The organism is Streptomyces sp. NPDC087420, from assembly GCF_044744165.1.
Classification (GTDB): domain Bacteria; phylum Actinomycetota; class Actinomycetes; order Streptomycetales; family Streptomycetaceae; genus Streptomyces.
In genome coordinates, this window is the sequence record NZ_JBIUXU010000014.1 from 1 (window position 1) to 26,242 (window position 26,242).

General features: G+C 71.2%; 24 protein-coding genes and 1 riboswitch. Of the genes, 17 read left to right on the plus strand and 7 right to left on the minus strand.

Annotated elements, in window-relative coordinates; all coding sequences use genetic code 11:
* The first annotated feature begins 234 nt into the window (after positions 1-234).
* The 7 genes from ACIO1C_RS27600 to ACIO1C_RS27630 all read left to right on the plus strand — a co-directional run bounded on the left by ACIO1C_RS27600 (position 235) and on the right by ACIO1C_RS27630 (position 8,134).
* Positions 235-1,047: an MIP/aquaporin family protein gene (locus ACIO1C_RS27600; protein WP_401868156.1), complete on the plus strand. Its 813-nt coding sequence runs from the start codon at positions 235-237 to the stop codon at positions 1,045-1,047.
* Between the two features lie 177 nt (positions 1,048-1,224).
* Complete coding sequence (locus ACIO1C_RS27605) at positions 1,225-2,286, plus strand: Ig-like domain-containing protein (protein WP_401868158.1); 1,062 nt, start codon at positions 1,225-1,227, stop codon at positions 2,284-2,286.
* 163 nt (positions 2,287-2,449) lie between these two features.
* Positions 2,450-2,821, plus strand: a complete 372-nt coding sequence (locus tag ACIO1C_RS27610) for a hypothetical protein (RefSeq protein ID WP_401868160.1) — start codon at positions 2,450-2,452, stop codon at positions 2,819-2,821.
* A gap of 72 nt (positions 2,822-2,893) precedes the next feature.
* Positions 2,894-3,562, plus strand: a complete 669-nt coding sequence (locus ACIO1C_RS27615; protein ID WP_401868163.1) for a class F sortase — start codon at positions 2,894-2,896, stop codon at positions 3,560-3,562.
* 138 nt (positions 3,563-3,700) lie between these two features.
* Positions 3,701-4,483, plus strand: a complete 783-nt coding sequence (locus ACIO1C_RS27620; protein WP_401868165.1) for an SAM-dependent methyltransferase — start codon at positions 3,701-3,703, stop codon at positions 4,481-4,483.
* Positions 4,484-4,598: 115 nt separating this feature from the next.
* Positions 4,599-5,957 (plus strand): glycosyltransferase, encoded by a 1,359-nt coding sequence (locus ACIO1C_RS27625; protein ID WP_401868168.1) that lies wholly within the window; start codon positions 4,599-4,601, stop codon positions 5,955-5,957.
* Positions 5,954-8,134, plus strand: a complete 2,181-nt coding sequence (locus ACIO1C_RS27630; RefSeq protein ID WP_401868171.1) for a glycosyltransferase family 39 protein — start codon at positions 5,954-5,956, stop codon at positions 8,132-8,134. The genes ACIO1C_RS27625 and ACIO1C_RS27630 overlap by 4 nt, the downstream gene beginning before the upstream one ends.
* A 66-nt stretch (positions 8,135-8,200) precedes the next feature.
* Here the strand turns inward: ACIO1C_RS27630 and ACIO1C_RS27635 are convergent, their stop codons facing one another.
* Positions 8,201-9,355, minus strand: a complete 1,155-nt coding sequence (locus ACIO1C_RS27635) for a PP2C family protein-serine/threonine phosphatase (RefSeq protein ID WP_401868174.1) — start codon at positions 9,353-9,355, stop codon at positions 8,201-8,203.
* A gap of 482 nt (positions 9,356-9,837) precedes the next feature.
* Between ACIO1C_RS27635 and ACIO1C_RS27640 the strand changes: the two genes are divergently transcribed.
* The 6 genes from ACIO1C_RS27640 to ACIO1C_RS27665 all read left to right on the plus strand — a co-directional run bounded on the left by ACIO1C_RS27640 (position 9,838) and on the right by ACIO1C_RS27665 (position 15,596).
* A complete protein-coding gene (locus ACIO1C_RS27640) occupies positions 9,838-10,230 on the plus strand; it encodes an SCP2 sterol-binding domain-containing protein (RefSeq protein ID WP_401868176.1) in 393 nt (130 codons plus the stop codon).
* A gap of 81 nt (positions 10,231-10,311) precedes the next feature.
* Positions 10,312-11,529 (plus strand): acyl-CoA dehydrogenase family protein, encoded by a 1,218-nt coding sequence (locus tag ACIO1C_RS27645; protein ID WP_401868178.1) that lies wholly within the window; start codon positions 10,312-10,314, stop codon positions 11,527-11,529.
* On the plus strand, positions 11,526-12,554 hold the full coding sequence (locus tag ACIO1C_RS27650) for a hypothetical protein (protein WP_401868180.1): 1,029 nt from the start codon (positions 11,526-11,528) through the stop codon (positions 12,552-12,554). The genes ACIO1C_RS27645 and ACIO1C_RS27650 overlap by 4 nt, the downstream gene beginning before the upstream one ends.
* Complete coding sequence (locus ACIO1C_RS27655) at positions 12,538-13,485, plus strand: ThiF family adenylyltransferase (protein ID WP_401868183.1); 948 nt, start codon at positions 12,538-12,540, stop codon at positions 13,483-13,485. The genes ACIO1C_RS27650 and ACIO1C_RS27655 overlap by 17 nt, the downstream gene beginning before the upstream one ends.
* A gap of 62 nt (positions 13,486-13,547) precedes the next feature.
* Positions 13,548-14,981 carry an amidase gene (locus ACIO1C_RS27660; protein WP_401868185.1) on the plus strand — a complete coding sequence of 478 codons (1,434 nt, stop codon included), beginning with the start codon at positions 13,548-13,550 and terminating at the stop codon, positions 14,979-14,981.
* Positions 14,982-15,104: 123 nt separating this feature from the next.
* Positions 15,105-15,596: a winged helix-turn-helix domain-containing protein gene (locus tag ACIO1C_RS27665; protein ID WP_401868188.1), complete on the plus strand. Its 492-nt coding sequence runs from the start codon at positions 15,105-15,107 to the stop codon at positions 15,594-15,596.
* 16 nt (positions 15,597-15,612) lie between these two features.
* On the opposite strand, the gene ACIO1C_RS27670 is transcribed toward ACIO1C_RS27665, so the two are convergent.
* Positions 15,613-17,247 (minus strand): DHA2 family efflux MFS transporter permease subunit, encoded by a 1,635-nt coding sequence (locus ACIO1C_RS27670; protein WP_401868191.1) that lies wholly within the window; start codon positions 17,245-17,247, stop codon positions 15,613-15,615.
* A 150-nt stretch (positions 17,248-17,397) separates the two neighbouring features.
* Entirely contained in the window at positions 17,398-17,781 is a 384-nt protein-coding gene (locus ACIO1C_RS27675; protein WP_401868194.1) for a BlaI/MecI/CopY family transcriptional regulator, read from the minus strand.
* 115 nt (positions 17,782-17,896) lie between these two features.
* Here ACIO1C_RS27675 and ACIO1C_RS27680 point away from each other — a divergent pair, with 115 nt between their 5' ends.
* Both ACIO1C_RS27680 and ACIO1C_RS27685 read left to right on the plus strand, forming a co-directional pair.
* Positions 17,897-18,994 (plus strand): hypothetical protein, encoded by a 1,098-nt coding sequence (locus ACIO1C_RS27680; RefSeq protein WP_401868197.1) that lies wholly within the window; start codon positions 17,897-17,899, stop codon positions 18,992-18,994.
* 133 nt (positions 18,995-19,127) lie between these two features.
* A complete protein-coding gene (locus ACIO1C_RS27685) occupies positions 19,128-19,535 on the plus strand; it encodes a YybH family protein (protein ID WP_401868200.1) in 408 nt (135 codons plus the stop codon).
* A 33-nt stretch (positions 19,536-19,568) separates the two neighbouring features.
* On the opposite strand, the gene ACIO1C_RS27690 is transcribed toward ACIO1C_RS27685, so the two are convergent.
* The 4 genes from ACIO1C_RS27690 to gcvT all read right to left on the minus strand — a co-directional run bounded on the left by ACIO1C_RS27690 (position 19,569) and on the right by gcvT (position 24,085).
* Positions 19,569-20,951: an L-serine ammonia-lyase gene (locus tag ACIO1C_RS27690; protein ID WP_401868203.1), complete on the minus strand. Its 1,383-nt coding sequence runs from the start codon at positions 20,949-20,951 to the stop codon at positions 19,569-19,571.
* Positions 20,952-21,143: 192 nt separating this feature from the next.
* Entirely contained in the window at positions 21,144-22,412 is a 1,269-nt protein-coding gene (gene glyA, locus ACIO1C_RS27695) for a serine hydroxymethyltransferase (RefSeq protein ID WP_401868206.1), read from the minus strand.
* A gap of 17 nt (positions 22,413-22,429) precedes the next feature.
* Positions 22,430-22,807 carry a glycine cleavage system protein GcvH gene (gcvH, locus tag ACIO1C_RS27700; RefSeq protein ID WP_401868209.1) on the minus strand — a complete coding sequence of 126 codons (378 nt, stop codon included), beginning with the start codon at positions 22,805-22,807 and terminating at the stop codon, positions 22,430-22,432.
* Between the two features lie 141 nt (positions 22,808-22,948).
* Positions 22,949-24,085, minus strand: coding sequence for a glycine cleavage system aminomethyltransferase GcvT (gene gcvT, locus ACIO1C_RS27705; protein ID WP_401868211.1), 1,137 nt, complete (start codon positions 24,083-24,085; stop codon positions 22,949-22,951).
* A 169-nt stretch (positions 24,086-24,254) separates the two neighbouring features.
* A riboswitch (glycine riboswitch) is annotated at positions 24,255-24,353 on the minus strand.
* 206 nt (positions 24,354-24,559) lie between these two features.
* Between gcvT and ACIO1C_RS27710 the strand changes: the two genes are divergently transcribed.
* Positions 24,560-25,276: an AAA family ATPase gene (locus ACIO1C_RS27710; RefSeq protein WP_401868214.1), complete on the plus strand. Its 717-nt coding sequence runs from the start codon at positions 24,560-24,562 to the stop codon at positions 25,274-25,276.
* A gap of 42 nt (positions 25,277-25,318) precedes the next feature.
* A complete protein-coding gene (locus tag ACIO1C_RS27715; protein ID WP_401868216.1) occupies positions 25,319-26,062 on the plus strand; it encodes an enhanced serine sensitivity protein SseB in 744 nt (247 codons plus the stop codon).
* Positions 26,063-26,242: the final 180 nt, after the last annotated feature.

Sequence of the window (26,242 nt, forward strand, 5' to 3'; positions counted from 1 at the left end):
GCCCCCGCCCCCGCTTCGCCGCCCCCCGCGGGGGGGGGGCGGCGGGGGGGGGGGGGGCGCGCCCGGGGGGCGGGGGGGGGGGGGCGGCGCGCCCCCCCCCCCCCCCCCCCCCCCCCCCCCCCCACCGCCCTGGGGCCGACAGTCACTCATATGCCTCCACCGCCCTGCCGACATGACCGTTTCATGCTTATTTGGTCATGACCGCGGCTCGGAACTAGGTGGAGGCAGGCGCTCATGGCAAAGGGATTGAGGAACACCCTCCTCGGGGAGATGGCCGCGGAGTTCGCCGGCACGTTCATCCTCATCATGTTCGGATGCGGCGTGGTGGCGCAGGTGCAGGCACCGAACCTGGGTGACCACGACAGCATCGCCTGGGCGTGGGGCTTCGGCGTCATGCTCGGCGTGTACGTGGCGGCCCGGGTCAGCGGGGCCCACATCAACCCCGCCGTGACGCTGGCCCTCGCGGTCTTCCGGGGCTTCTCGTGGCGCAAGGTGGGACCGTACGCCCTCGCCCAGACGCTGGGCGCGTTCTGCGCGGCGCTGCTGGTGCGCTGGAACTACACGGAGATCCTGGCGAAGTTCGACCCGGGTCACACGTTCAAGACCCAGACGGTCTTCTCCACCCTCCCCGGCAACGGGGTGCTGCCGGTCAGTGAGTGGGGCGCGTTCCGTGACCAGGTCATCGGTACGGCGCTCCTGGTGCTGGTCATCTTCGCCATCACCGACCTGCTGAACACGCCTCCCGGCGCCAACCTCGGCGCGCTGATCACGGGTCTGCTCGTGGTCGCCCTCGGCATGGCGTGGGGCGCGGACGCCGGATACGCGATCAACCCGGCCCGTGACTTCGGCCCCCGCCTCGCGAGCTTCATCACCGGGTACGACACGGCCTGGCGGGACCAGTACGGAAACTTCTACTGGTGGATCCCGATCGTCGCCCCGCTGATCGGCGGACTGATCGGCGCGGCCTTCTACAAGTTCGTGATCTCCACGTTCCTGCCCGTCGCGACGAAGCAGGAACAGGGACGGGCCCCCATCTCGGACGTCTGACCGACCGGAGCCTCCCTGCGGCGGGTGCGGACCCTCACGGGTCCGCACCCGCCGTTTTGGCCGTTGCTTTACGTGCGCCTTGCAACCGCTTTGCCATGGTTCATGTCTGTATGGGTACAGGGGCGGCCAAGGGGGCGGATGTCAGGCCTTGGGGCACATGACGGAGTGGAGTACGGAATGGGCACGCGCACGCGCAGGGGCACCGCCAGGGGCTTCGCCACGAGCAGGATCAAGAGCGGCGGCATAGGCATCGCGCTGGCCGCCACCGCGGCGCTGCTGGGGGCGACCGCCTGCGGGGCGAGCGCCTCGGCCTCGGGCTCCGCCACCGGCGCCGCCTCGGGCGCCGGCGCGGGGACCGCCACCCACGCCGCCCACGCCGCCCACCCGGCCGCCGCGAGTCCCACCCCGTCCCGGCCGGCCGGCCCACCGATGCTGCTGGACACGATCGCCCCGCGGACCGGCACCACCGTGGGCGTGGCGATGCCGGTCTCGGTGAACTTCACCGACCCGGTCGCGCCGTCCGCCCGCGCCGGGATCGAGAAGCAGCTGAAACTGACCACGTCGGTCCCGGTCCATGGGGCCTGGCACTGGTTCGGCGACAAGCGGGTGGACTGGCGGCCCGCCTCGTACTGGCCGAGCGGCACGAAGGTGACCCTGGACGCCGAGCTGACCGGCGTCACCGACGGCCACGGCCGCTACGGCACCCACGCGTACCGCCACAGCTTCACCGTCGGCAGCGACACCGAGGCCACCGTCTCCGCCTCCGGCCACACGATGAAGGTGACCCGCGACGGCAAGACCGTCCGTACGCTGCCCATCGACGCCGGCAGCAAGGACTGGCCCTCCTGGGACGGGACGATGGCCGTGATGGGCAAGGCGAAGACGGTCCGTATGACCTCGTGCAGCGTGAACATCACCTGCGACAAGAAGGACCCCGACTTCTACGACCTGACGCTGCCCTGGGACGTCCAGCTCACCGCCTCCGGCACGTACCTCCACTACTCCACCGGCGACCCCCAGCCCGGTCACAGCAGCGGCTCGCACGGGTGTGTGCACCTGTCGCTGGCCGACGCCAAGTGGTTCTACGACTACGTCAAGCAGGGCGACCCGGTCACCATCACGGGCTCCCCGCGCGGCAACGCGGCGGCCGACAACGGCTACGCCGACTTCAATCTGACCTGGACGCAGTGGCTGGCGCGGAGCGCGACCGGCGCGCACGTGACGCCGGTCGCCCTGTAGGGCCTGTCGTTCGGATCTCCGTGGCGTCGCGGTGCGCTGATGCGATGACCACAGCGTCCTGACAGGTTCCTCATAACTTCACGCCAGCCTGGGAGCGAGCCAGGGACCCCGGCCACCGGGGCCCCCGGCTCGACCGAGTTCCCGCTGGAATGGAGCCACTCCCATGACTCACCGTCCCTCCGCGCGTTCCGCCGTGCTGGTCGCCGCGACGCTCTGCGCGGTCCTCGCGCCGTCCGCCGCCGCCTTCGCGTCCGACGCGCCCTCCGCCCGTGCCGAGCGGCCCACCGCCCGCGCGGCGGCGGGGACCGCCACGCCCGTCCCCGCACGGCCCGGGACCGCCAGGCCCGTTCCCGCACCGGCCGACGGGCGCCCCTCCGCGGTGCCGCGCGGCGGGGTGGCGGCCGGCGAGCGGCCCGCGTCGGGCGGCGGCGACACCGCCGCACTGGCCGGCTCGGCCGCGGGTCTCGCCCTGCTCGCGGGAGCGGGCGCGTACGTGATCCGCCGCCGTACGACCACCGCCCACCGCAGCAGCTGACCGACTTCCGAGGGGCCCCCGTCCGGCCGGGCGGGGGCCCCTCGGTGCGCCGCACCGCCCAGGAGACCCTCCATGCCCCGTCCGCAGCAGGACCCGCGACAACGCTCGCACCGCCGCCGCGCGCGCGCCCGCCTCACACTCGCCCCGGCGGCCGTCCTGGCCGTCCTCGCCGTCCTCACCGCCGGATGCTCGTCCGGCTCCGGCTCCGGCTCCGGCCCCGACACCAGGGCCGCCGCACCGCCCTCCGCGCCGGCCGGCTCCTCCGCCGCAAAAGGCTCCGGGGGTACGACCCCGCCCGCCGCCGACCCCGCCCGCGTCACCATCCCCTCCCTCGGCGTGGACAGCTCCCTGATGGCCCTCGGCCTCAACAAGGACGGCACGGTCGAGGTGCCCCCGGCGGACCGGGGCATGACGGCGGGCTGGTACACGGGCGGAGCCGTACCGGGCGAGCCCGGCGCCGCCGTGATCATCGGCCACAACAACACCCGCCTCGGCCGGGCCGTCTTCCACGACCTGAAGGAGATCCGCGAGGGCGCGGACATAGCCGTACGGAACACCCGGGGCGCGACCGCCCACTTCACCGTCACCGGCACCGAGACGGTCGGCAAGAAGTCCTTCCCGTCGCAGAAGGTCTACGGCCCCACCGACGCGCGGGCGCTGCGGCTGATCACCTGCGACGGCGCGTTCGACGCGCAGGGGCACCCGGTGGACAACCTCATCGTGTACGCGACCCTGAGCTGACGTCGCCGTCCTCAACCCGCCCCGGAAGCCTGGGCGTTGGTGTGGCAGGATGCCTCGGGGCGGTGGTGGTCCGCGGCGGGGGACAGGTCGGCACACATCTCAGCCCCGTGGCCCGGCCAGACACCCTTGGAGCCCTTCATGACGCCCGGTACGCCGAAGTCCCAGGTCGACACCAGCAAGCCGCACCCGGCCCGGATCTACGACTACCTGCTCGGCGGCAAGGACAACTACGCCGTCGACCAGGCGCTGGCCGACCAGCTGACCCCCGAGGCACAGGAAGGCGCCCGGCAGAACCGCGCCTTCATGCACCGGGCGGTCGGCTGGGTGGCCCGCAGCGGCATCGACCAGTTCCTGGACATCGGTACGGGCATCCCGACCGAGCCGAACCTCCACCAGGTCGTCCAGGAGGTCGACCCCAAGGCGCGAATCGTCTACACGGACAACGATCCCATCGTCCTGCGGCACGCCGAGGCCCTGCTCATCAGCACCCCCGAGGGGCTCACCGACTACATCGAGGCCGATGTACGGCGCCCCGAGGAGATCCTCGACCACGCCCGCTCGCTGCTCGACTTCCGGCGCCCGGTGTCGCTGTCCCTGATCGCCCTCATGCACTTCGTGCCGGACGAGGACGACCCGTACGGCATCACCCGTACCCTGATCGACGCCCTGGCGCCCGGCAGCTGCCTGGTGCTCTCCCACCTGACCGGGGACTTCCTCACCCCGGAGCAGAACCGGATCTCCGAGTACCGGTCCAGCGGCATCAACCTGCGCCCCCGTACCCGCGCGGAGGTCGAGCGGTTCTTCGAAGGGCTCGACCTCATCGACCCGGGCCTCGTCACCCACTGGTACAAGGACACACCCGCGCCCGCCGACAGCACGGGCACGGACCTCCTCTACTCCGGGATCGCCCGCGTCCGCTGAGTCGGTCCGGTGAGCCAGTCCGGTGAGTCCGCCGGTCCCGCCCGCCCGGCGGACTCATATGCGCCCCACAGGTTCGCCACACTGAGGTGACAGCGGCCGCCGCGACTGTCGGAGCATGCGAACCGACACTGTGTGGGGCGCCCTCCCGGCCCGGGAGCATCTCCTGGCCGACGCGACCGTCGCCCCCTTGCTCGACGTGACGATCCCCGTCCACAACGAGGAGCGGGACCTTGAACCGTGTGTGCGGCGCCTGCACGATCACCTGACCGCCACCTTCCCGTACAGCTTCCGGATCACCGTCGCCGACAACGCCTCCACGGACGGCACCGCCGAGGTGGCCGCGCGGCTGGCCGCCGAGATCCCCGAGGTGCGCGCGTACCGCCTGGAGGAGAAGGGGCGGGGGCGGGCGCTCCGTACCGTCTGGACCGACTCGGACGCGCCCGTCCTCGCCTACATGGACGTCGACCTGTCGACCGACCTCAACGCGCTGCTGCCGCTGGTCGCCCCGCTGATCTCCGGGCACTCGGACCTGGCGATCGGGTCGAGGCTCTCCCGGTCGTCGCGGGTGGTGCGGGGTCCCAAGCGGGAGTTCATCTCGCGGTCGTACAACCTGATACTCAAGTCCTCGCTCTCCGCGCGGTTCAGTGACGCGCAGTGCGGCTTCAAGGCCATTCGCGGTGATGTCGCCGAGCGGCTGATGCCCATGGTCAAGGACAGCGGGTGGTTCTTCGACACCGAGATGCTCGTCCTCGCCGAGCGGGCGGGACTGCGCATCCACGAGGTGCCCGTGGACTGGGTCGACGACCCCGACAGCCGGGTGCACCTCGTGAGCACCGCCGTGGCCGACCTCAAGGGTGTCTGGCGGGTGGGCCGGGCCCTCGCGGTGGGCGCGCTGCCGCTGGACCGGCTCGCCCGGCCCTTCGGCGACGACCCGCGGGACCGGCAGATCTCGGGCGTGCCCCGGGGGCTGGCCCGGCAGCTGGTCGGTTTCTGCGTGGTCGGGGCCCTGTCCACGCTGCTGTATCTGCTGCTCTACTCCGGCTTCCGTACGGTCGGCGGACCGCAGATCGCCAACGGCGCGGCGCTGCTGGTGTCGGCGGTCATCAACACGGCGGCGAACCGGCGGCTGACCTTCGGTGTACGGGGGCGGCGGAGCGCGGTCCGGCACCAGGCGCAGGGTCTGGTGGTGTTCGCGATCGGGCTCGCGCTGACCAGCGGCTCGCTGGCGGCCCTGGACGCGGCTTCCGGAGATCCCGCGCACTCCACGGAGCTGGCGGTGCTGATCGCGGCCAACCTGGCGGCCACCGTGGTGCGCTTCCTGCTGCTGCGCGCGTGGGTCTTCCCGGACCTGCCCGACCCGCGAGACCGCTCCGAAGTGTCCGACCCGCACGACCGCTCCGAAGTGCCCGACCCGCACGACCGCTCCGAACTGCCCGACCTGTCCGACCCGTACGACCCGAGGACGGCCCGATGACCACGACCCTGCACCCCGGAGTCCCGGCGGAGGCCGCGGACGGACACCGCCGTACCACCGGAGGCGCCCTCGGACGCTTCTGGCGGGGCAGGCCGGAGGACTCAGCCGCCGTACGGCCGGCTCTGTTCGCCGTCCTCCTGGCCGCGCTCGTGCTCAACCTCTGGGACCTGAACGCGTCCGGCTACGCCAACTCCTTCTACTCCGCCGCCGTGCAGGCGGGCAGCGAGAGCTGGAAGGCCTTCTTCTTCGGTTCGTCCGACGCGGCGAACTCCATCACGGTCGACAAGCCCCCGGCCGCGCTGTGGCCGATGGCGTTGTCCGTACGGCTCTTCGGGCTCGGCGGCTGGCAGATCCTGCTGCCCCAGGCGCTGATGGGCGTCGGGACCGTCGCGGTGCTGTACGCGGCCGTACGCCGCCGGTTCAGCGCCTCCGCTGGGCTGATCGCGGGTGCGGTGCTGGCGCTGACGCCCGTCGCCGCGCTCATGTTCAAGTTCAACAACCCCGACGCGCTGCTGGCGTTGCTGATGACCGCCACCGTCTACTGCGTGCTCCGCGCGCTGGAGCGCGGGCGGACGAAGTGGCTGGTGTGGGCGGGGGTCGTGATCGGGTTCGCGTTCCTGACGAAGACGCTCCAGGCGTTCCTGATCCTGCCGCCGCTGGCGGTGGTGTACGCGGTGTGCGCGCCGGCGTCCCTGCGGCGCAGGTTCGGCCAACTCGCCCTCTCCGGGCTGGCCGTGGTGGTCGCGGGCGGGTGGTGGGTGGCGATCGTGGAGCTGTGGCCCGCCTCTTCGCGTCCGTACATCGGTGGTTCGCAGGACAACTCGTTCCTTGAACTGACCTTCGGCTACAACGGCCTGGGCCGCCTCAGCGGCGACGAGGCCGGCAGTGTCGGCGGGGGCGGTGGCGGGAACAGCGCCGGCGAGACCGGTATCGGCCGGATGTTCAGCGAGTCGGTGGGCAGCCAGATCGCCTGGCTGCTGCCGGCCGCGCTGCTGCTGCTCGTCGCCGGGCTCGTGGTGACGCGGCGGGCGGCCCGTACGGACGCGACCCGTTCGGCGTTCCTGGTGTGGGGCGGGTCGCTGCTGATCACCATGGGTGTCTTCAGCTTCATGGCGGGGATCTTCCACCAGTACTACACCGTGGCGCTCGCGCCGTACCTCGCCGCTCTGGTCGGCATGGGCGCGGCCGTCCTGTGGCGGGAACGCGCGCACCTCCTCGCCTCCCTGGCGCTCGGGGTGACGGTGGCGGTGACGGCGGTGTGGTCGTACGTCCTGCTCGGCCGGACCCCGGACTACCTGCCGTGGCTGCGCTGGGCGGTGCTCGTCGGCGGTCTGCTCGCGGCGGTCGCGCTGCTGGGGGTGGGGCGCTTCGGACGGCGACTCGCGCTCGGGGCCGCCGGGCTGGGGATCGCGGCCTCGCTGGCGGGACCGTTCGCGTACACCCTGACGACGGTCGGCACCCCGCACTCGGGGTCGATCATCACCGCGGGTCCGTCCGGTGGCCGGTTCGGCGGCGCCGGTGGGCGTGGCGGTGGGGGTGGCGCCAGGTTCGGCGCCGGTGGCGAGGCGCCTCCCGGCGCCGTACCCGGGCAGCAGGGGCAGGGCCGGCCCGCCCAGGGCGGCGGTCAGGGAGCCGGACAAGGCGCGGGCCAGGGCGGCGGACAAGGAGCCGGACAAGGCGGCGGTCAGGGCCAGGGCCAGGCCGGGGGCGCGATGCCCGGTGGCGGTACGGCTCCGCAGGGCCGGGCCGGCGGCGGCGCGACCGGTGCCGGTGCCGGAGCCGGCGCGGAAGCCGGGGGCGCGGCCGGGATGATGGGCCTGCTCAACGGCACCACGGTCAGCGACCAGGTCGCGGCGGCGGTGAAGAAGAACGCGGGGGACTACACCTGGGTCGCCGCCACCATCGGCTCGCAGAACGCCGCGGGCTACCAACTCGCCACCCAGCAGCCCGTGATGGCCATCGGCGGCTTCAACGGAACCGACCCGTCGCCCACCCTCGCCCAGTTCAAGCAGGACGTGGCCGACGGCAGGATCCACTACTTCGTCGCCGGGGGCCGGGGCTCGAACGGGGGCAGCAGCGGGCAGATCACCGCGTGGGTCGAGGCCGGGTACAAGACGGTCACCGTGGACGGCACGACTCTCTACGACCTGACCGCTCCGAAGGCCACGACGGGCTGACGGGCTGACGGGCTGCCGGGCTGCCGGGCTGACGGGCTGACGGGCCGACGGCCCGACCGCGCCGGGTCACCGCTCCGCGGTGTCGGCGGGGGCCGCGGTGACCAGGAGGACGGCGGCGTCGTCGGCGAGCAGTTCCCCCTCGGAGTGCTGGACGAGGGCGGTGCGCAGGCGCTCCAGCAGTTCGCCGGGCGGGAGCCCGGCCAGCTCCCGCAACGTGTCCGTCAGGGGGAAGAACACCCCCTGGCGGTCACGTGCCTCCGTGACCCCGTCCGTGCACAGCACGAGCACACAGTCCGCCGTGATGGTCGAGTCGAGCGGTGTGCGCGGTACGCCGATCAGCGGGCCCAGCCCGAGCGGGAGACCGGGCTCGCTCATCGCGACCTCCGTCACCCGGCCGTCGGACACGACGTAGTGGGGCACGTGCCCGCACACCACCGTCGTGGTCCGCCCGTCGGGCCCCGCCTGGATGACCGTGGCGGTGACAAACCGTTCCATGTCGGCGCCGTCGACCGACGCGGTCGCGTTGTAGCGCAGGAGCGCGCTTTCCATCTGCTCCGTCAGCCGGACGACGTCCGGCTGGTGGAAGGCGGCCTCCCGGTACGCGGTGAGGACGGCGTGCGCGGCTCCCAGCGCGGCGAGGCCGTGGCCCTGGACGTCCCCGATGAGGATCCGTACCCCGTACGGCGAGTCCACCACCTCGTAGATGTCACCGCCGACGCGGGCGCCCTGCTGCGCCGCGAGGTAGAACCCGGTCGCCGTGAGGGGCCCCGCGGTCAGCGGGAACGGCTGCAACAGGGTGTTCTGTACGGCGTTGGCCACCGCGCGGGTCTCCGCGAGGAGGTGCTCCCGCTGGATGCGGACCCGGGAGATCAGCAGGGTCGCGAGCACGAACAGCGCGGTGGTGACCAGCGACAGGGCTTCGAGGACGGGCCGCCCCAGGGGGTCGTTCACCGCCTCGGCGACACTCACCGCCGCGACGGCCGCGGCGGAGATCAGCGACTGGCGGCGGGTGCCGAGCAGGGCGGTGGCGAGCAGCCCCAGACCTGACAGGCCGGCGAGCCGGATGTCGTTGCTGACGACCACGTCGGCGAGGAACAGGCCGACCGACAGGACGACCGACACCACACACGCCCAGAGACCCCAGGCCGGGGACGGTTCGTCCAGGTCGCGGATCTCGGCCGCCAGCCGCGCCCGCGCACGGCGGAACGGCTTCCACGTCACGGGTGGCACCGGGCCCGGACGTCCCCCGGCGGACAAATCGTATGGTCGCGCACCGGATCAGTGTCACCGACGCCACGGCGCGGGCGCCGAATGCCACGCCGTCCCGCCCGGCGGCGGTGCACGGCGCGGGCACCCCATGGCGCACCAAAAAACAGGCAAAGGACCAGGAAATAAATCGGCCCCGCGCGCCCCCCGGACCCTGTCCGATATGTAGTCCAACCGCCACTCCGCACCGGATGTAACTTTCTCATTAACTTGCCGCGTGCTCTTTGTCTATTTGGCCTGGTCGACGTCCGGGGTGTGCGCAGACGAATCGGCGGACAATTTCTTCCGGTGGCCGCCGCCGCCAAATCTTTCAACCTTCTGTTTGATTTCCTTTGGCCTTCTTTCTGTCGTGTTCGTTGTCTGTGGACGCCTCTAGTAGCGTTGTTGGCGGCAGAGCGGTCCACGTAGGGGGACCGCCAAAGGAAAAGGAATTGGACATGGCAGTTTTTGAATCTTCGGCGGCGGCCGAGGAAATCTTCGGACGGCTTTTCGGAATTCTGCTGGAGGACGAGGCATTCACGTCCCAGCTGCGCGCGCACGATTTGAGCATCCGGCTGACCCAGACCGGCCCGGACTGCCACATTCACGTCTCCGCCGACAAGCTGATCGTCGGCGCGGATGCTCCCGAGGACGCGACCATAAAGATCAAGATGTCGAGTGACACGGCTCACTCCCTCTGGCTCGGCAAGCTGATGATGCCCACCGCCATAGCCACCGGAAAGGTGCGCATCCGGGGAAAGGTGTCCCGTGTTCTGGAGCTGGTTCCCATCCTGCGTCCCGCATTCGACGAGTACCCGGAGATCGCGGCGAAGGCGGGCCTGCCTGTCTAGGCCGGGTCCCGGCCGCGCATTCGGCCGCGCCGGAACCCTCGTACACCAGCACCCCCGTTTACCAGCCTTGGAGGATATGCGATGTCCGATGTGTACGACAACACGCAAGAACTGAACTTCGACGTGCTCCCCGGCGAGCTGGAGAAATTCCGGCTGCGTGTCCGTGAGTTCGCGCAGGACGTGGTGGCGCCCCGCGTGCAGGACCTCGACGCGGCGCCGGCGGACGACTTCGACTGGGACATGGTCACCCAGGGCCACTCCATCGGCCTGACGCGTGTCGCGATCCCGCGGGACTACGGCGGGCTCGGATTCGGCATGCTCGGCGCGGCGGTCGCGCTGGAGGAGGTGGCCACGGTCTGTGCCGGCACCGCCCTGATCTTCGGCGCCGCCATGCTCGGCCAGGCCCCCGTCCTGCTGTCCGGCGACCCCCGTATGCAGGCCCGTTTCCTGCCGCTGTTCTCGGGCGACGCGCCCGTACTGGCCTGCAACGCGGTCACCGAGGAGGAGGCCGGGTGCGACCTGATCATCCCTGACAACGCTGTCCACGCCCGTGACGTCATGACCGCGCGCCTCGACGGTGACCACTACGTCCTCAACGGCCGCAAGCGCTTCATCACCAACGCGCAGGTCGCCACCTTCGCCTCGGTGTTCGCCAACATGGAGGGATCACCCGGCGCGACCGGCCTCACCTCCTTCATCGTGCCGCTCGACGTGCCCGGCGTGGTGCGCGGTCCTGTCGCCGACAAGCTCGGCTACCGCCTCTGCCTCGGCAGCGAGCTGACCTTCGACAACGTCCGCGTACCGGCCGAGAACATGATCGGCGGGGAGGGCGACGGCATGGCGATCAACATCGCGCAGAGCAACATGGCGCGTGCCTCCGTCGCCGGTATCTCCACCGGAGTCGCCCGGGGCGCCCTCGCCCTGGCGATCGACTGGTGCGACACCCGGGTGCAGGGCGGACGTCCGCTGCGGGAGCACCAGTTCACCGCGGCCAAGCTCGCCGAGATGACCTCCAAGGTCGACGCCGCCCGGCTGCTCTACCTGCGCGCCGCCCACAAGGTGGACAACGAGCTGCCCGCCCCGCAGTACGAGCCCGCCGTGGCCAAGTACTTCGCCGACCGGGTCGCCATCGACGTCGCCGACATGGCGATGTCCCTCGCCGGGGCCCGCGGCTACCTCAAGTCCTTCGGGCTGGAGAAGCGCCTCCGCGACGCCTACGGCGCCCGCATCTACGAGGGCACGCCCGAGGTGCTGGCGCTCGCGATCACCGAGAGTCTGTACGACGAGGAACGCGCATGACCCGAGCGGCCGTGGCCGACGGCGGTACCAGACACGAGGGGTCGCCCACCGGCCCCGTCTGGGAGGCACCGGAACTCCCGAAGGATCCGGAGAACCGATTCGTCAGGGACATCGTCCATCTGCACTCCACGATGGACTTCCGCGATCTCCCCCAACACCTCTCGGGCGCCCCGCTCTACCACCGCCACGACGAGCGGGACCACCTGATCACCCTGACGGTCACGGACGACCAGCTTCCCCTGCGCTACCTCAACGGGATCATGGGCTTCCGGCTCGTCCAGTACCTCCGCCTCGGCTGGATCTCCTCCCAGCTCGTCTACCGCCGGGCGGTCTTCCGCGAGACGGTCACCCACCCGCCGGGCGTGCAGAACATCCACACCATCAGCCTGTGCACCAGGACCGGCAGGATCCGCGGCTACATCAGCCTCGCCTGCACGGCCGACCGGCTGCCGTTGCCGCTGGACCATCCGCGCCGCTACCGCTTCTCCACCGAGACGGCCCACCGCATCGACCTGCTGGGGCAGTTCGCCGCGCCGGGTCTCGGGACCCACCAGGTCTTCGAGATCAAACGTTTCGTACGCGACCTCCACATGCCGCAGGGCCGGATCGCGGAGCGCGTGCCCTGGCACCTGCTGCTCGGCCTCGGACAGACCATGGTGGACCTCGGTGACCAGGTACGGGTGGTGTTCGGCGACGCCAAGGAGCACGTGGCGCTGCGGCACTTCCGGCTCACCGGCTTCGATCTCCAGGTGCCGCGCGGGACGACCCCGAACCTGCCGGAGTCGGACCTGATGGCGCCCATCTACCACCAGGACGTCGTGGCCGTCCCCTTCGTGGCGCCGGTGCCGCCCGATCTGGGGGACTACATGGACCTCATCCGGGGCCACCTCGACGAACGCCAGGATCTCCTCTCGCTCAAGGACATGGTCACCTCCATGAACGCGCGCAAGGTGGCGTCGCGGCGACAGGCACGACAGAACGCGGAGCAGCTCGGAAAGGGCGGCACAAGTGATCACCGAGAATGACGTCACCGAGGACACCACGGGCGGGACCCCGCAGGCCGGCCCCGCGGGCGGTCTGAGCCCCGACGACTTCTACGCCGAACTGACCACCCGTAACCGGGGAGTGGTCAGCGCCGCCGAGCAGGACGCCCTGCGCACGTCGACGATTCTGGTCGCCGGCTGCGGATCGATCGGCGGGGCCGCGGTGGAACCACTGGTCCGCCTGGGTGCCCGGTCGTTCCTGCTGGCGGACCCGGGCGAGTACGAGGTGAACAACCTCAACCGGCAGAGCGCCACGGCCGCCGACACGGACCGCAACAAGGCCCTCGTCGCGTCCGAGCGGATCCTCGGCATCAATCCCCATGCCAGGACAGCCGTCTTCACCCAGGGCGTCGGCGAGGACACCATCGAGCGGCTGACGGCGGACTGCCAGGTCATCGTCGACGGCATCGACGTGACCACCATGTCCGGCTGGCGGGCCAAGCACCTGCTGCACCGCACCGCCGTGGCCCGCCGGCTGCCGCTGGTCACGGGCTGGGACATCGCGGGCGCGCAGTACGTGCGCTGCTACGACTACCGGACCGTACGCAAGCCGTTCGACGGAGCCATCAGCGAGGCCGACATCGAGAACCTCACCTCGTGGCAGTTGCTCCTCAAGGCGATCCCGCTGCGGTACGTCCCGGTCGAGATGCTCACCGAGGTGAAGGACAACCTCGGCCGCCCCGACTACAGCTTTCCCCAAGTCACCTACGTGGCGCTGACGTTCGGTGCGATCACCTCCCACATGGTGGTGAAGCTCCTCGCCGGCGAGCAGGTACGTCCCGAGGTCTACATCGACGTCCACCAGGAAATCCGGTCGAACTGGGGGCAGTTGCTGACGCGCCTGCGGTGGGTCGGCGAGCTTGCCTCGCTCGCCCCGAAACTCCTCAAGCTCTCCCGGGGCGCCCAGGCCTGACCCGCGCGGCGGACCCCGGCGCACGCGTCACGTACACCCCCACTACAGCGGAGCACCCCTTCATGGCTGAACTCCACGATCTGACCGCTCTCGAACAGGGAGCGGCCGTCGCCGGGGGCGAGTTGTCCTCCGTCGCGCTGACGGACCACTACCTCGACCGCATCGACCGGGAGGACGGGTCCCTCGGCGCGTACCTCACCGTCACCGCGGACCTCGCCAGGGAACAGGCGGCCGAGGCCGACCGGGACACGGCCGCCGCCAGGAGGGACGGCACGCGGCTGTCCCCGCTGCATGGCGTCCCGCTGGCGGTCAAGGATCTCGTCCAGGTCGCCGACGTGCGGTACACCGCCGGCTCCCGGGCCTTCACGGACCGCGTCGGGGACCTGGACGACCACGTCGTCACCCGGCTGCGCGCCGCGGGCACGGTCCTGCTCGGGAAGACCAACCTCCCCGAGTTCGCCCTGCCGTGCTACACCGAGAACCGGCTCGGTCCGCCCACCCGCAACCCGTGGGACCCGGAGCGTTCCCCCGGCGGGTCCAGCGGCGGGTCCGCGGCGGCCGTCGCCGCCGGGCTCGCCCCGCTGGCGCACGGCACCGACGCCGGCGGATCCGTCCGCATCCCGGCCTCCGCCTGCGGCCTCGTCGGGATCAAGCCCAGCAGGGGCCGGGTGAGCAACGGCCCCTCACGGCCCGACATCACCGGCCTGTCCACGCACGGCGCGCTGGCCCGTACGGTCGCGGACGCGGCGGCGCTCATCGACGCGATGGCCGGCCGCATGCCGGGCGACGTGTACACGGCTCCCGGCTATCCGGGCGGCGGCACGCTGCTCGACCACGCCGGCAGGGAGCCCGGCCGGCTCCGGATCGCGGGCCTGCGCGCCCCGATGGTGCCGGACGCCGAACTCCACCCCGACTGCGCCGCCGCGTACGGCGCCGCCGCCGGGACTTTGGCCGCCCTGGGTCATACGGTCGAGGAAGTGGAGATGCCCGCCGACGGCGGCATCGTCGAGGCGTTCACCCACGTGTGGTCGGTGGAGGCTGCGAGCTACGAGCTGGAGCCTTACGAGGAAGGGGAGTTGATGCCGTTCACCGCGTATCTGCGTGACATTGCGGACACGGTCACCGCCCGGCAGTACCATCAGGCTCTCCGCACGTTCCGCGGGGTCGGCCAGATGCTCACCGACCTGCTGTTCAGCGCGTACGACGTGATCCTGACCCCGACGCTGGCCGAACCTCCCGTCCTCACCGGCGAGTTGTGCGAGGACAAGGATCCGGCGGCGGATTTCGCGCGGATGACCGCGTTCATGCCGTACACCACCGTCTACAACCTCACCGGACTCCCCGCCGTGAGCGTCCCGTTGAGCTGGAACCCCGACGGGCTCCCCACCGGCGTGATGCTCGGTGGGCGCTACGCGGACGAGCCCTCCCTGGTCTCGCTCGCGGCGCAGCTCCACGCCTCGGCGTCGCTGACACCGCGTCACCCGGCCATGTGGTGACCGTATAGGGAGAGCGCGTCTTCACCGCGTATTGCTGAACAGGCAAGGCCCGCATGCGTATTCATGTGCGGGCCTTGCCCTTTCACGAGTTCCGGAGAAAATTGATCGAGAAAAGTAGGTACCATGCAGGACGTGCAGGTTGTCCGCTGGCCGACCGAGCTGACGAGGCTGGCCGCTCTGCGACGTGAGGGAATTCCCTGTGTTCTTCTGGTGGCCCCGGGCGTCTCCGTTCCGGAGCTGAAGGGGACGGGCGAGGACTGGATCCGGGTCCCCGTCGATCCGCTGGAACTCAAGGCCCGGATATCATCCCTGCGGGCCAAGGTCGGCCACTATCCGCAGCCTTTGGTGGACGAGGACGGAATACTGCGGTTCGGCACGTCCCTCACCCCCCTGACCGCCACGGAGACCGTGGTGGTGCGCTTCCTCGTCGAGCGGATGTCCAAGGTGGCCGGCCGCCAGGAACTGGCGGCCAGGCTCTCCTCGGCCCATCGCTCGACGAGCAGGAACGCGTTGGACCTGCACATCATGCGGCTCAGGCGCAAGCTCTTGTCCGTGGGGCTTTCGCTGGACACGATTCATGGCCGGGGATATCTGCTGAACAGAATGGACGCCTGATCCCCGCCGACCGGTCTCAGGTGGCCGGGGTGTTTTCCTCGCGTACCGGTTTCCGTACGGGCTTCCCGGGACCTTCCGTTTCCCCGGCCGCGCTGTCGCCGGCCCGGCCCGGCAGCCAGACCGCGGCCACCACGGCGGCCACGGCGAGCGCGCTCGCGGCGATCGCGAAGGAGAAATGCATCGCGGCCATGTACGAATCCTGGGCGGCGCCGAGCAGGTGGGGAAGCGCCTCCTTGACCGGGGCCGATCCGGCCGTGCCGCTCTCCTGGATCCGCTGGGCCACGGTGAGTGTGCCGCCCAGTGATTCGGATGCGGACTCCCTCAGATCCGGCGGGAGCACGTCGGTCGCGGCGCCCAACTCGTCGCGGTAGCGCACCGAGAGCACCGAGCCGAGGACGGCCACGCCCAGCGCGGCGCCGACTTGACGCAGCGTATTGTTCACGGCCGCTCCGACCCCGGCCTTCTCCGGCGCGACCACCGCCATCGTGACCGTGGTGGAGGTGCCCATGACGAGCCCCAGCCCCAGGCCCGACAGCCCGAGGTTGATCTCGAACAGCCACAGCGCGGTGTCGGCCTTGACCCACGCCTGCCAGGTGAAGGCCAGCGCGAGCAGGAGAAGACCGCCGGTGACGGTCGCCTTGGGGCCGAACTTGCCGGCCAGGGTGTTGCTCTGCGTCGCGGAGACCACCGTACCGACGGCGACCGGAAGGAGGATGAGGCCCAGCTCCAGGGGGCTGTAACCGCGTACACCCTGGATGTAGAACACCATCAGGAACGTGCCGCCGGTGAGGGCGAAGAAGGACAGGGCCAGGGAGGCGGTCCCGGCCGCGAACGCCTTGTTGCGCAGGAGTTTCACGTCGAGCGCGGGCAGCGCGGCGCGGCTCTCGAACCGGATGAACAGGGCGAGCAGCGCCACACCGCCCAGAATGGAACCGAGGACTTCGGGGCTCGTCCAGTGGTTCGTGTCGCCGCCGCGGATCACTCCGTAGATCAGCGCACCGATGCCGACGATCGACAACAGAACGCCCGGCAGGTCGAGTTGAGGCTTCGCGGCGGCGCGGGACTCGGGGAGGATCAACAGGAGCAGCACCGCGCAGCCGACCACGACGGGCACGTTGATCAGGAAGACGGATCCCCACCAGAAGTGGTTCAGGAGGAAGCCGCCGATGATCGGGCCCAGCGCGATGGACAGGCCGCCGAGCGCGGACCAGATGCCGATCGCCTTGCCGCGCTCCTCGCGGGGGAAGATGTCGTTGATGACCGCCAGTGTCGCGGGGGGTACGACCGCGCCGCCGACGCCCATGACGGCCCGCCAGAAGATGAGCTGGTCGGGGGTGTCGGCCCAGGCCGCGAAGCCCGACGCCACCCCGAAGACGACCAGGCCGATCAACAGCACCCGGCGGCGGCCGAAGGCGTCGGCGAGGATGCCGGCGGAGAACATGAGCGCCGCGTAGAAGAGGATGTACGAGTCGAGCGCCCACTGGAGCTCCGCGTTGGAGGCCCCCAGCTCGGTCTGGAGCGTCTGGAGCGCGACGTTGAGGATGGTGTTGTCCATCATCACGACGAGGAAACAACCGCCCAGGACAGCCATCACCAGACCTCGGTTGACCTGAGCGCCTGCTCCTCCGGTGTCAACGGGTAGCGAACTCATGGGACTTCCTCCACAGCTGTCGATGACTTGTCTCGCGCGGACGGACACCACGCATCTACTACGTGTGGATAGTAGTTGGGGTGGGGGTGCACGGGTCGGCGATTGAAAGATTTCCGACAGACGTGACGCCGCCCGGCCGGACGGCAGGGGTCAGGCCCCGGGCCCTTCCACCATCAACCGCTTCAGGCGGGCCAGCAGATCGGGGGAGTTCTGGGCCTCGGTGATGAAGTGCGCCACGGCGTCCACCCCGAAGTCGCGGATGACCTCCCGTACGGCCATCGCCGCCTCGTCCGACACAGCGGCCGAATAGCAGTAGCAGCGACCGGATTTGACCCGGTCGGCCGCACCCTTGTCCGACAGCCGGTTCATGACCGTCATCACCGTGGTGTACGCGAGGGGCGTCTCGCGGGCGCGGTTGAGCCGCCCGAGGACGTCCCGGACCGTCAACGGCTCCGGCGCGTCCCAGAGCACGTCCATGATCTCGCCTTCCAACGGCCCGAAGACGATGCAGTTCTGCGCTTTGACGGACGTCACCCGGCGAATTCTACGTTGCCCACGGGCCGGTGTCAGAGTGCTGTGTGATGATCACGAATGACTGTCGGCCCTGGGGAGGGGCCGGGCGTGTGCGAAGAGAGACGGGGAGCGCGTCGTGGGTGAGGGGTCCATACCGGACGAGGAGTGGGAGCGGTTCCTGCGCGAGGCCGAGGCCGGGACGCCGGGCGCGCCCGAGGAGCCGTCGGCACGGGCACGGATGGTGACGCGGCGGCTGGCGGAGCAGACCGGCCCCCCGGCGGGGTGGCGGACCCACACACCGGCCCGGCGGCGCCGGGGCAGGGGCTGGTACGTGCTCGGACTGCTGGTCGCGATCGGTGTGCTGGTCGTGGCACTGCTGCCGGGCCGGGTGACCGGATGGTGGGGGAACGGGGACGCCGTCGCCGACAGCGCGCCGCCCGCCGCCGAGACGGTACGCCCCGACCAGCCGCCGCCGACGGAGGCGGCGGCCGGACTCCCCACCGTCGACGACCCGTTCAGGGGGTCGCCCGCACGGCTGTGGAGCGACGGGGCGACGGGTCTGGGCCTGCCCGCGGCACGGGCGACCGGCTGGATGACCAAGGCGGAGGTCGCGCGGGCACTCGACCGGAGCCGCGACTTCCTGATCGCGTCCAGCCTGGACCCGGCGGTCCTGCGCGGAGAGCGGCCGGCGAAGGCGATCGCGGCGGTCAACCCCCGTCAGCAGGACGTCCGGGACTACCTGGCGACCACGTTCACCGCGCCCACCCGGGAGAACGACCCTCTGCTGCTGTTCAGCCGGTTCGACAGCGCGAAAGTGCGGCTCGCCGGTGACGTGGTCAAGACCCGGGGGCTGATCACGTACCGGGAGGGCGAGCGCGGCGCGGTCGAGGTGAGCACGGATGTCACGTACGTCTATCCGCTCGTACGGGCCTCGTCCGGCAGCGACGAGGTCGCGCGCACGATCGTGCGCCGCGAGGTGGTGATGAGCTGGGACGACCCGGCGAAGGTGTTCATCGAGCCGGGCACGTTCTCGCTCGTCTCGTACAAGGTGGACTCCGCCAATGGCGGCTGCTCCACGTTCACCGGCTACTTCACCCCCGCGTTCAGCGCCGAACGCGCGGTCGCGGACCGGGGAGAGGGCGCCGAGGCCGACCCGTACGACCGCAGCACCCCGATGGACACCCGCATGCGGGACGCGGACGGCGTGGGGTGCGGAAAAGCCAGCCGGCTGTGAGATGAGTCCGGTGGCGGTGGCAGGCACAGGGTGCCGTGTTCGAGATCGAGTCGCTGGACGTCACCGCCGGGGACGAGGTGGCCTTCCCCACACCTCCGACGCCGGGGCCGCCCCCGCCGCCGCCGAGCAGGAGGTGCGCGCGGTCCACCATCGGTGGTACGACGGCACCGCCGCGAACGATCTGGACGGGCTGATGTCCCACATCGCCGAGGACGTCGTCTCGTACGAACACAATGCGCCGCTTCAGTACCTCGGCAGGGAAAGCATCCGGGAGGAGTGCGAGCGGGGGCTCGAAGCGGCTGCCGGAGCCGTCGACTGGGACGTCCCGGACCTCAGGATCCTGGTCCGGGAGGACGTCGCCGTCGCTTGGGGCCTCAACCGGATGCGGGCGGAGCGGCCTGACGGAGAGACAGCGGAAAGCTGGTCACGGGGCACGCGTGTGTTCCGGCGGAGGGACGGCGAGTGGACGATGGTCCACCAGCACGTCTCCTTCCCCTTCGACCCGGAGACCGGCCGGGCGAAGTCCGGCCTCCGTCCGTAAAAGGTACGTACGCGCCCGCCCGGCGGTCTCGTCCTAGCACTCGATGATGTTCACCGCGAGGCCGCCGCGGGCCGTTTCCTTGTACTTGACGGACATGTCGGCGCCCGTCTCCTTCATCGTCTTGATGACCTTGTCCAGGGAGACCTTGTGGCTGCCGTCGCCGCGCAGGGCCATCTTCGCCGCCGTGACGGCCTTCACCGCCGCCATGCCGTTGCGTTCGATGCACGGGATCTGGACCAGGCCGCCGACCGGGTCGCAGGTCAGGCCCAGGTTGTGTTCCATGCCGATCTCGGCGGCGTTCTCGACCTGTTCCGGGCTGCCGCCCAGGACCTCGGCCAGGGCGCCCGCGGCCATCGAGCAGGCCGAGCCGACCTCGCCCTGGCAGCCGACCTCGGCGCCGGAGATGGACGCGTTCTCCTTGAAGAGCATGCCGATGGCGCCCGCGGAGAGGAGGAAGCGGACGACGCTCTCGTCCTTCTCCGCCGCGGTGGCGCCGCCGGCCGCGAAGTTCATGTAGTAGTGCAGGACCGCCGGGATGATGCCCGCGGCGCCGTTGGTGGGGGCGGTGACCACCCGGCCGCCGGCGGCGTTCTCCTCGTTCACGGCCATCGCGTAGAGCGTGATCCACTCCATCGCGTGCGCCTGCGGGTCGCCGTCCGCGCGCAGCTGGCGCGCGGTGTTCGCGGCCCGCCTGCGGACCTTGAGGCCGCCGGGCAGGATGCCCTCGCGGGACATGCCGCGCGAGACGCAGGCCTGCATGGCCCGCCAGATCTCCAGCAGCCCGGCCCGGATCTCGTCCTCCGTGCGCCAGGCCTTCTCGTTCTCCATCATCAGCGCGGAGATCGACAGGCCCGTCTCGCCGGCCAGCCGCAGCAGCTCGTCGCCGGTGCGGAAGGGGTGGGTGAGGACCGTGTCGTCCAGCTTGATGCGGTCCTCGCCGATCGCGTCGTCGTCCACGACGAAACCGCCGCCCACCGAGTAGTACGTCTTCTCCAGGAGCAGGCCGCCGTCGGCGTCGTACGCGAGGACCGTCATGCCGTTCGCGTGGTACGGCAGGACCTCGCGGCGGTGCAGGACCAGGTCCTCGTCCACGTCGAAGGCGATCTCGTGCATGCCCAGCAGGTTGAGGCGCCCGCCGGTGCGGATACGTTCCGCCTCGGCGTCCGCGCGCTCCACGTCGACCGTGCGCGGGGAGTTTCCCTCCAGGCCGAGGAGGACGGCCTTGGGGGTGCCGTGGCCGTGGCCGGTCGCGCCGAGGGAGCCGTACAGCTCCGCCCGTACCCTCGCGGTGTGGGCGAGGAGCCCCTCGTTCTTGAGCCGGCGGGCGAACATGCGCGCCGCGCGCATCGGGCCGACCGTGTGGGAGCTGGACGGGCCGATGCCGATCGAGAAGAGGTCGAAGACCGAGATGGCCACGGGAGGGACTCCTAGCTGGTTGGTAGACGCCGTTGTCTGCCGGGGTGGTGCAGAGATCACGGGTGTACGGGGTGCGGGGCACCGCGCTCACGGTCCAGTGTGCGCGGTGCCTCACGAACGCGGGCCGTACGGAGAGCCGTACGGTCGATGACGATCCGCTGAGGCGGCGGGGGCCCGGGTGGGGCCCGGTGCCTACAGGCCGGGGTAGAGCGGGTGCTTCGCGGCCAGCGCGGTGACCCGCGCCGCCAGTGCCTCGCGGTCGAAGTCCGGCTTGAGCGCCGCGGCGATGATCTCCGCGACCTCGGCGAAGTCCTCGGTGGTGAAACCGCGGGTCGCGAGCGCCGGGGTGCCGATCCGCAGGCCCGAGGTGACCATCGGGGGGCGCGGGTCGTTCGGGACGGCGTTGCGGTTGACCGTGATGCCGATGCCGTGGAGCCGGTCCTCGGCCTGCTGGCCGTCCAGCTCCGAGTTCCGCAGGTCGACCAGGACCAGGTGCACGTCCGTACCGCCGGACAGGACGGACACACCGTGCTCGGTGACGTCGGCCCGGACCAGGCGCTCGGCGAGGATCCGGGCGCCGTCCAGGGTGCGCTGCTGGCGCTCCTTGAACTCGTCCGAGGCCGCCACCTTGAAGGAGACCGCCTTGCCCGCGATGACGTGCTCCAGCGGGCCGCCCTGCTGACCGGGGAAGACCGCGGAGTTGATCTTCTTCGCCAGCTCCTGGGTGGAGAGGATCACTCCGCCGCGCGGGCCGCCGAGGGTCTTGTGCGTGGTCGTGGTGACGACGTGGGCGTGCGGCACCGGGTTCGGGTGCAGGCCCGCCGCGACCAGTCCGGCGAAGTGCGCCATGTCGACCATCAGGTAGGCGCCGACCTCGTCCGCGATGCGGCGGAAGGCCGCGAAGTCCAGCTGACGGGGGTACGCGGACCAGCCGGCCACGATCAGCTTCGGACGCGACTCCTTGGCGAGGCGCTCGACCTCGGCCATGTCGACCTGACCGGTCTCGGTGTCGACGTGGTACGCGACGACGTTGTAGAGCTTGCCGGAGAAGTTGATCTTCATGCCGTGGGTCAGGTGCCCGCCGTGGGCGAGGTTGAGACCCATGATCGTGTCGCCGGGGGAGAGCAGCGCGAACATCGCGGCCGCGTTCGCCTGGGCGCCGGAGTGCGGCTGCACGTTGGCGTGCTCGGCCCCGAAGAGCTCCTTCACGCGGTCGATCGCGATCTGCTCGATCACGTCGACGTGCTCACAGCCGCCGTAGTAGCGGCGGCCGGGGTAGCCCTCGGCGTACTTGTTGGTCAGGACGGAGCCCTGCGCCTCCATGACGGCGACCGGAGCGAAGTTCTCCGAGGCGATCATTTCGAGGGTGGACTGCTGACGGTGGAGTTCGGCGTCGACAGCGGCGGCGACGTCCGGGTCGAGCTCGTGGAGCGGGGTGTTCAGAAGCGACTTCGAAGACATCACAGTCCCTGGGGTGTCTAGTTGCCGGAAAATTCCGTGTACTCGTCAGCGGTGAGCAGGTCTCCCGGCTCCTGCGTGACGCGCACCTTGAACAGCCAGCCACCCTCGAAGGGGGCGGAGTTCACCAGCGAGGGGTCGTCCACGGCGTCCTGGTTGGTCTCCGTGACCTCGCCGCTCACCGGCGAGTACAGATCGCTGACCGACTTCGTCGACTCCAGCTCACCGCAGGTCTCACCGGCGGTGACCGTGTCACCGACGTCGGGGAGCTGGACGTACACGACGTCACCGAGGGCGTTGGCCGCGAACTCCGTGATGCCGACGGTCGACACACCGTCCTCGGCGGCCGTCAGCCACTCGTGCTCCTTGCTGTAGCGCAGCTGCTGGGGGTTGCTCATGGGCTGAATTCTCCTGTACGAGGGGGAGTGGTCCGGACGGCCGTCTTGAGGATCGAGACGGCCGGGAGGGGCGGTCGGGCCGCCCGGCCGGTTCCGGCCGGGCCGTGGAGTCGCGGGACTGTGACGTCCGAGACGTCCGTATCACTTCCGGCGCTTGTAGAACGGGAGCGCCACGACTTCGTACGGCTCGTGGGACCCGCGGATGTCGACCCCGACACCCGCCGTCCCGGGCTCGGCGTGCGAGGCGTCGACGTACGCGATGGCGATCGGCTTGCCCAGGGTGGGGGAGGGGGCGCCCGAGGTGACCTCGCCGACGACCGCGCCGCCGGCGACGACCGCGTACCCGGCGCGGGGGACGCGGCGGCCCTCGGCGACCAGGCCGACCAGCTTGCGCGGCGGGGCGGCGGCGGCGCGCTCGGCGGCGGCCTCCAGGGCCTTGCGCCCGACGAAGTCGCCTCCGTTGGAGGTCTTGTCGAACTTGACGACCCGGCCCAGGCCCGCGTCGAAGGGGGTGAGGGCCGTGGACAGCTCGTTGCCGTACAGCGGCATGCCCGCCTCCAGGCGGAGGGTGTCCCGGCAGGACAGCCCGCAGGGCACCAGGCCGACCGGGGCGCCGGCCTCGGTCAGCGCCTGCCAGAGCGTCTCCGCGTGCGCGGGCTCGACGAACAGTTCAAAGCCGTCCTCGCCGGTGTAGCCGGTACGGGCGATGAGCGCGGGGACGCCCGCGACCGTGCCGGGCAGGCCCGCGTAGTACTTCAGGCCGTCCAGGTCGGCGTCCGTGAGCGACCGCAGGATGCCGGGGGACTCCGGGCCCTGGACCGCGAGCAGCGCGTACGCGTCCCGGTCGTCCCGTACCTCCGCGTCGAAGCCCGCCGCGCGGGTGGTCAGCGCGTCCAGGACCGTCTGGGCGTTCGAGGCGTTGGCGACGATCATGTACTCGTCCTCGCCGAGGCGGTAGACGATCAGGTCGTCGAGGATCCCGCCGTCCTCCTGGCAGATCATCGTGTAGCGGGCGCGGCCGACGGCGACCGCCCCGATGTTGCCCACCAGCGCGTGGTCCAGCAGCTGGGCCGCCCGCGGCCCGGTGACGGTGATCTCGCCCATGTGCGAGAGGTCGAACAGGCCGGCCTTCGTACGGACGGCGAGGTGTTCGTCGCGCTCGCTCCCGTACCGCAGGGGCATGTCCCAGCCCGCGAAGTCGGTCATGGTCGCGCCCAGCGCGCGGTGCACCGCGTCGAGGGCGGTGAGGCGGGGGGTGCTGCTCGGGGCAGAGTTCATGGTGGTGACTCCCAGGGCATGACGACGAGGACGGTCCTCCCCATCTGTCATCGGAACCTGAGAGGTTCACCACGACCGTACGGAACCACGGACGACTTTCCGTACGTGCTCACGGTCGTGACTTGCACCTTGGGTGGGACCGCGACGGCGGCCCGCTTTTCAGATCTGCCTCATCCACGCGGTACGGGGCCTGAGAGATTCAAGGGGAGAACTTGCTCCTTCGGCGCCCGGCGCACACGGTGAACCGGGACTCTCCCGCGTGGATTCAAACGGCCTGTATGCAGTTGGCGCCGTCATCATCGCACGCATCGCACGCGGGTGGGGGAGAGAGGCCCTGAACGTGGCGACGACCCGCCACGCCCCGTGAAAGGCTTGCGTGGCATTACCAATTCTTTACACTTTATTGGGCAAGGGTCTGGCAGGGGTCGAGGGCCAGTCAAGGGCCAGGGTGTCCGACCTGACAGGGGGACGGCGATGACGTCGCAGGGGTCCGGTGCGTATGTGACAGCGACAGGGGTGGCGGCGTCGGGGGCGGCGGGCGTGTCGGCGTCCGGGGTGCCCGTCCAGCCGGGTGTGACCGCGGCCCGGGACGTCCCGGCGCGGCCCGCACCGGTGGTCCGTGACCTGCGCGGCCGGGACGGCAGGGTGCCGGGCACCCTCTTCTTCGCGCCGGGGGACGTCGTGGTCGTCTCCGGCCTGCCGGGCAGCGGCAAGTCCACGTTGATACGGAGGACGGCCGCGGGCGGCGGCATCGACTCGCAGGACACCAGGGACCGCTGGGCGGGCCGGCTGCCCCGCCGCCTGCCGTACGCGGTGTACCGCCCGCTGGTGCGGATCGCCCACTACGCCGGGCTGTGGCGCGCGCTGCGCTCCGGCGAGAGCGTGATCGTGCACGACTGCGGTACGCAGACCTGGGTACGGCGCTGGCTGGCCCGCGACGCCCGGGTGCGCGGCCGCCGCCTCCACCTCGTCCTGCTGGACGTCACGCCCGGGGTGGCCCGCGCGGGCCAGCGCGAGCGCGGCCGGGGCGTCTCGGGGTACGCGTTCGCCCGCCACCGGCGCGCGGTCCGCCGCCTTCTCAAGGACGCCGAGTCGGGCCGCCTCCCGGGGGGCTGCGCCTCGGCGACCCTGCTGGACAGGCCGGCGGCCAGGACCCTGTCCGCCATCGCGTTCACGGGCGGCACACCCTAGGGTGCTGCCGCAGGGAAGCAGGTGAGTGGAGGGGTGGAGCGCGTGGACACAGCATGGCCCGGCAACGAGCTCGAAGAGGTGCTCGCGGCCTCGCTCGGGAACGACGCCGCGGGCGGACGGCTCGTGGAGGTGCTCGGGCGCAGCCAGGTCTGGGTGCCGCTGCCCCAGGGCGGCGGCCCCGACAGCCAGAGTCTCGACCTGCCGACGATCGAGATCGAAGGCGCCCCGTACGTCCCGGTGTTCAGCTCCGAGCAGCAGTTCATGGGGTGCGTCGGTGCCCACATGCCCTTCACCGTGGCCCCGGCGCGCGAGTTCGCCCGCGGGCTGCCCCCGCAGCTCGGGATCGTCGTGAACCCCGGCGGCGCGGTCGGCATGCCGCTGCCGCCGCTCGCCGTCGCCGAGCTGTGCCGGGTGGGCCGCACCCCGCTCGACGGCCCCGCCACCGGCGGCCGGGTCAGGCTCTTCCAGCCGGACTGGCAGGAGGACCCGGTCGACTTCCTCGCCGCGGCCTCCGCCGAGTTCGAGGCGTCCGGGGTCGTCGTCTCGGCCCGCCGCGCCCTCGCCAGCGTCGAGGGCGAGCCGCCCGTGCTCTTCGTGGGCGTCCAGCTCTCCTCCTGGGAGGCCACGGACCCCACGGACCGCAACGCGCCGATGGACGCCCTCGGGCGCGCGCTCGGCCGGGTCCAGGTGCCCTGGCCGGTCAACCTCGTCCTCCTGGACATGACGCAGGACCCGGTCGGCGCCTGGATGCTGGCGCGCGTGCGCCCGTTCTACCGGCGCGGGTAGGGGTGGGCCGGGCCGGCCGGGCCTGGGGCGCGCGGACGACCCGGGTGGGTACCCGCGTGGCCGCGTCCCGGGACGTACGCCCCGGGACGCGCGGCCATGCGGTCGGGGCGCTGTCATAAGCGCCGCTTAAGCTGGTTTCATGACGGGCCGCGCCGCGTTGCGGGGGGAGACGGTCGAATG

What these genes read in the sequence shown, in the direction of transcription:
- ACIO1C_RS27600 (WP_401868156.1), top strand. Translation starts at nt 235, where the DNA reads ATGGCAAAGGGATTGAGGAACACCCTCCTCGGGGAGATGGCCGCGGAG.
- ACIO1C_RS27605 (WP_401868158.1), top strand. Translation starts at nt 1,225, where the DNA reads ATGGGCACGCGCACGCGCAGGGGCACCGCCAGGGGCTTCGCCACGAGC.
- ACIO1C_RS27610 (WP_401868160.1), top strand. Translation starts at nt 2,450, where the DNA reads ATGACTCACCGTCCCTCCGCGCGTTCCGCCGTGCTGGTCGCCGCGACG.
- ACIO1C_RS27615 (WP_401868163.1), top strand. Translation starts at nt 2,894, where the DNA reads ATGCCCCGTCCGCAGCAGGACCCGCGACAACGCTCGCACCGCCGCCGC.
- ACIO1C_RS27620 (WP_401868165.1), top strand. Translation starts at nt 3,701, where the DNA reads ATGACGCCCGGTACGCCGAAGTCCCAGGTCGACACCAGCAAGCCGCAC.
- ACIO1C_RS27625 (WP_401868168.1), top strand. Translation starts at nt 4,599, where the DNA reads ATGCGAACCGACACTGTGTGGGGCGCCCTCCCGGCCCGGGAGCATCTC.
- ACIO1C_RS27630 (WP_401868171.1), top strand. Translation starts at nt 5,954, where the DNA reads ATGACCACGACCCTGCACCCCGGAGTCCCGGCGGAGGCCGCGGACGGA.
- ACIO1C_RS27640 (WP_401868176.1), top strand. Translation starts at nt 9,838, where the DNA reads ATGGCAGTTTTTGAATCTTCGGCGGCGGCCGAGGAAATCTTCGGACGG.
- ACIO1C_RS27645 (WP_401868178.1), top strand. Translation starts at nt 10,312, where the DNA reads ATGTCCGATGTGTACGACAACACGCAAGAACTGAACTTCGACGTGCTC.
- ACIO1C_RS27650 (WP_401868180.1), top strand. Translation starts at nt 11,526, where the DNA reads ATGACCCGAGCGGCCGTGGCCGACGGCGGTACCAGACACGAGGGGTCG.
- ACIO1C_RS27660 (WP_401868185.1), top strand. Translation starts at nt 13,548, where the DNA reads ATGGCTGAACTCCACGATCTGACCGCTCTCGAACAGGGAGCGGCCGTC.
- ACIO1C_RS27665 (WP_401868188.1), top strand. Translation starts at nt 15,105, where the DNA reads ATGCAGGACGTGCAGGTTGTCCGCTGGCCGACCGAGCTGACGAGGCTG.
- ACIO1C_RS27670 (WP_401868191.1), bottom strand. Translation starts at nt 17,247, where the DNA reads ATGAGTTCGCTACCCGTTGACACCGGAGGAGCAGGCGCTCAGGTCAAC.
- glyA (WP_401868206.1), bottom strand. Translation starts at nt 22,412, where the DNA reads ATGTCTTCGAAGTCGCTTCTGAACACCCCGCTCCACGAGCTCGACCCG.
- gcvH (WP_401868209.1), bottom strand. Translation starts at nt 22,807, where the DNA reads ATGAGCAACCCCCAGCAGCTGCGCTACAGCAAGGAGCACGAGTGGCTG.
- gcvT (WP_401868211.1), bottom strand. Translation starts at nt 24,085, where the DNA reads ATGAACTCTGCCCCGAGCAGCACCCCCCGCCTCACCGCCCTCGACGCG.
- ACIO1C_RS27710 (WP_401868214.1), top strand. Translation starts at nt 24,560, where the DNA reads ATGACGTCGCAGGGGTCCGGTGCGTATGTGACAGCGACAGGGGTGGCG.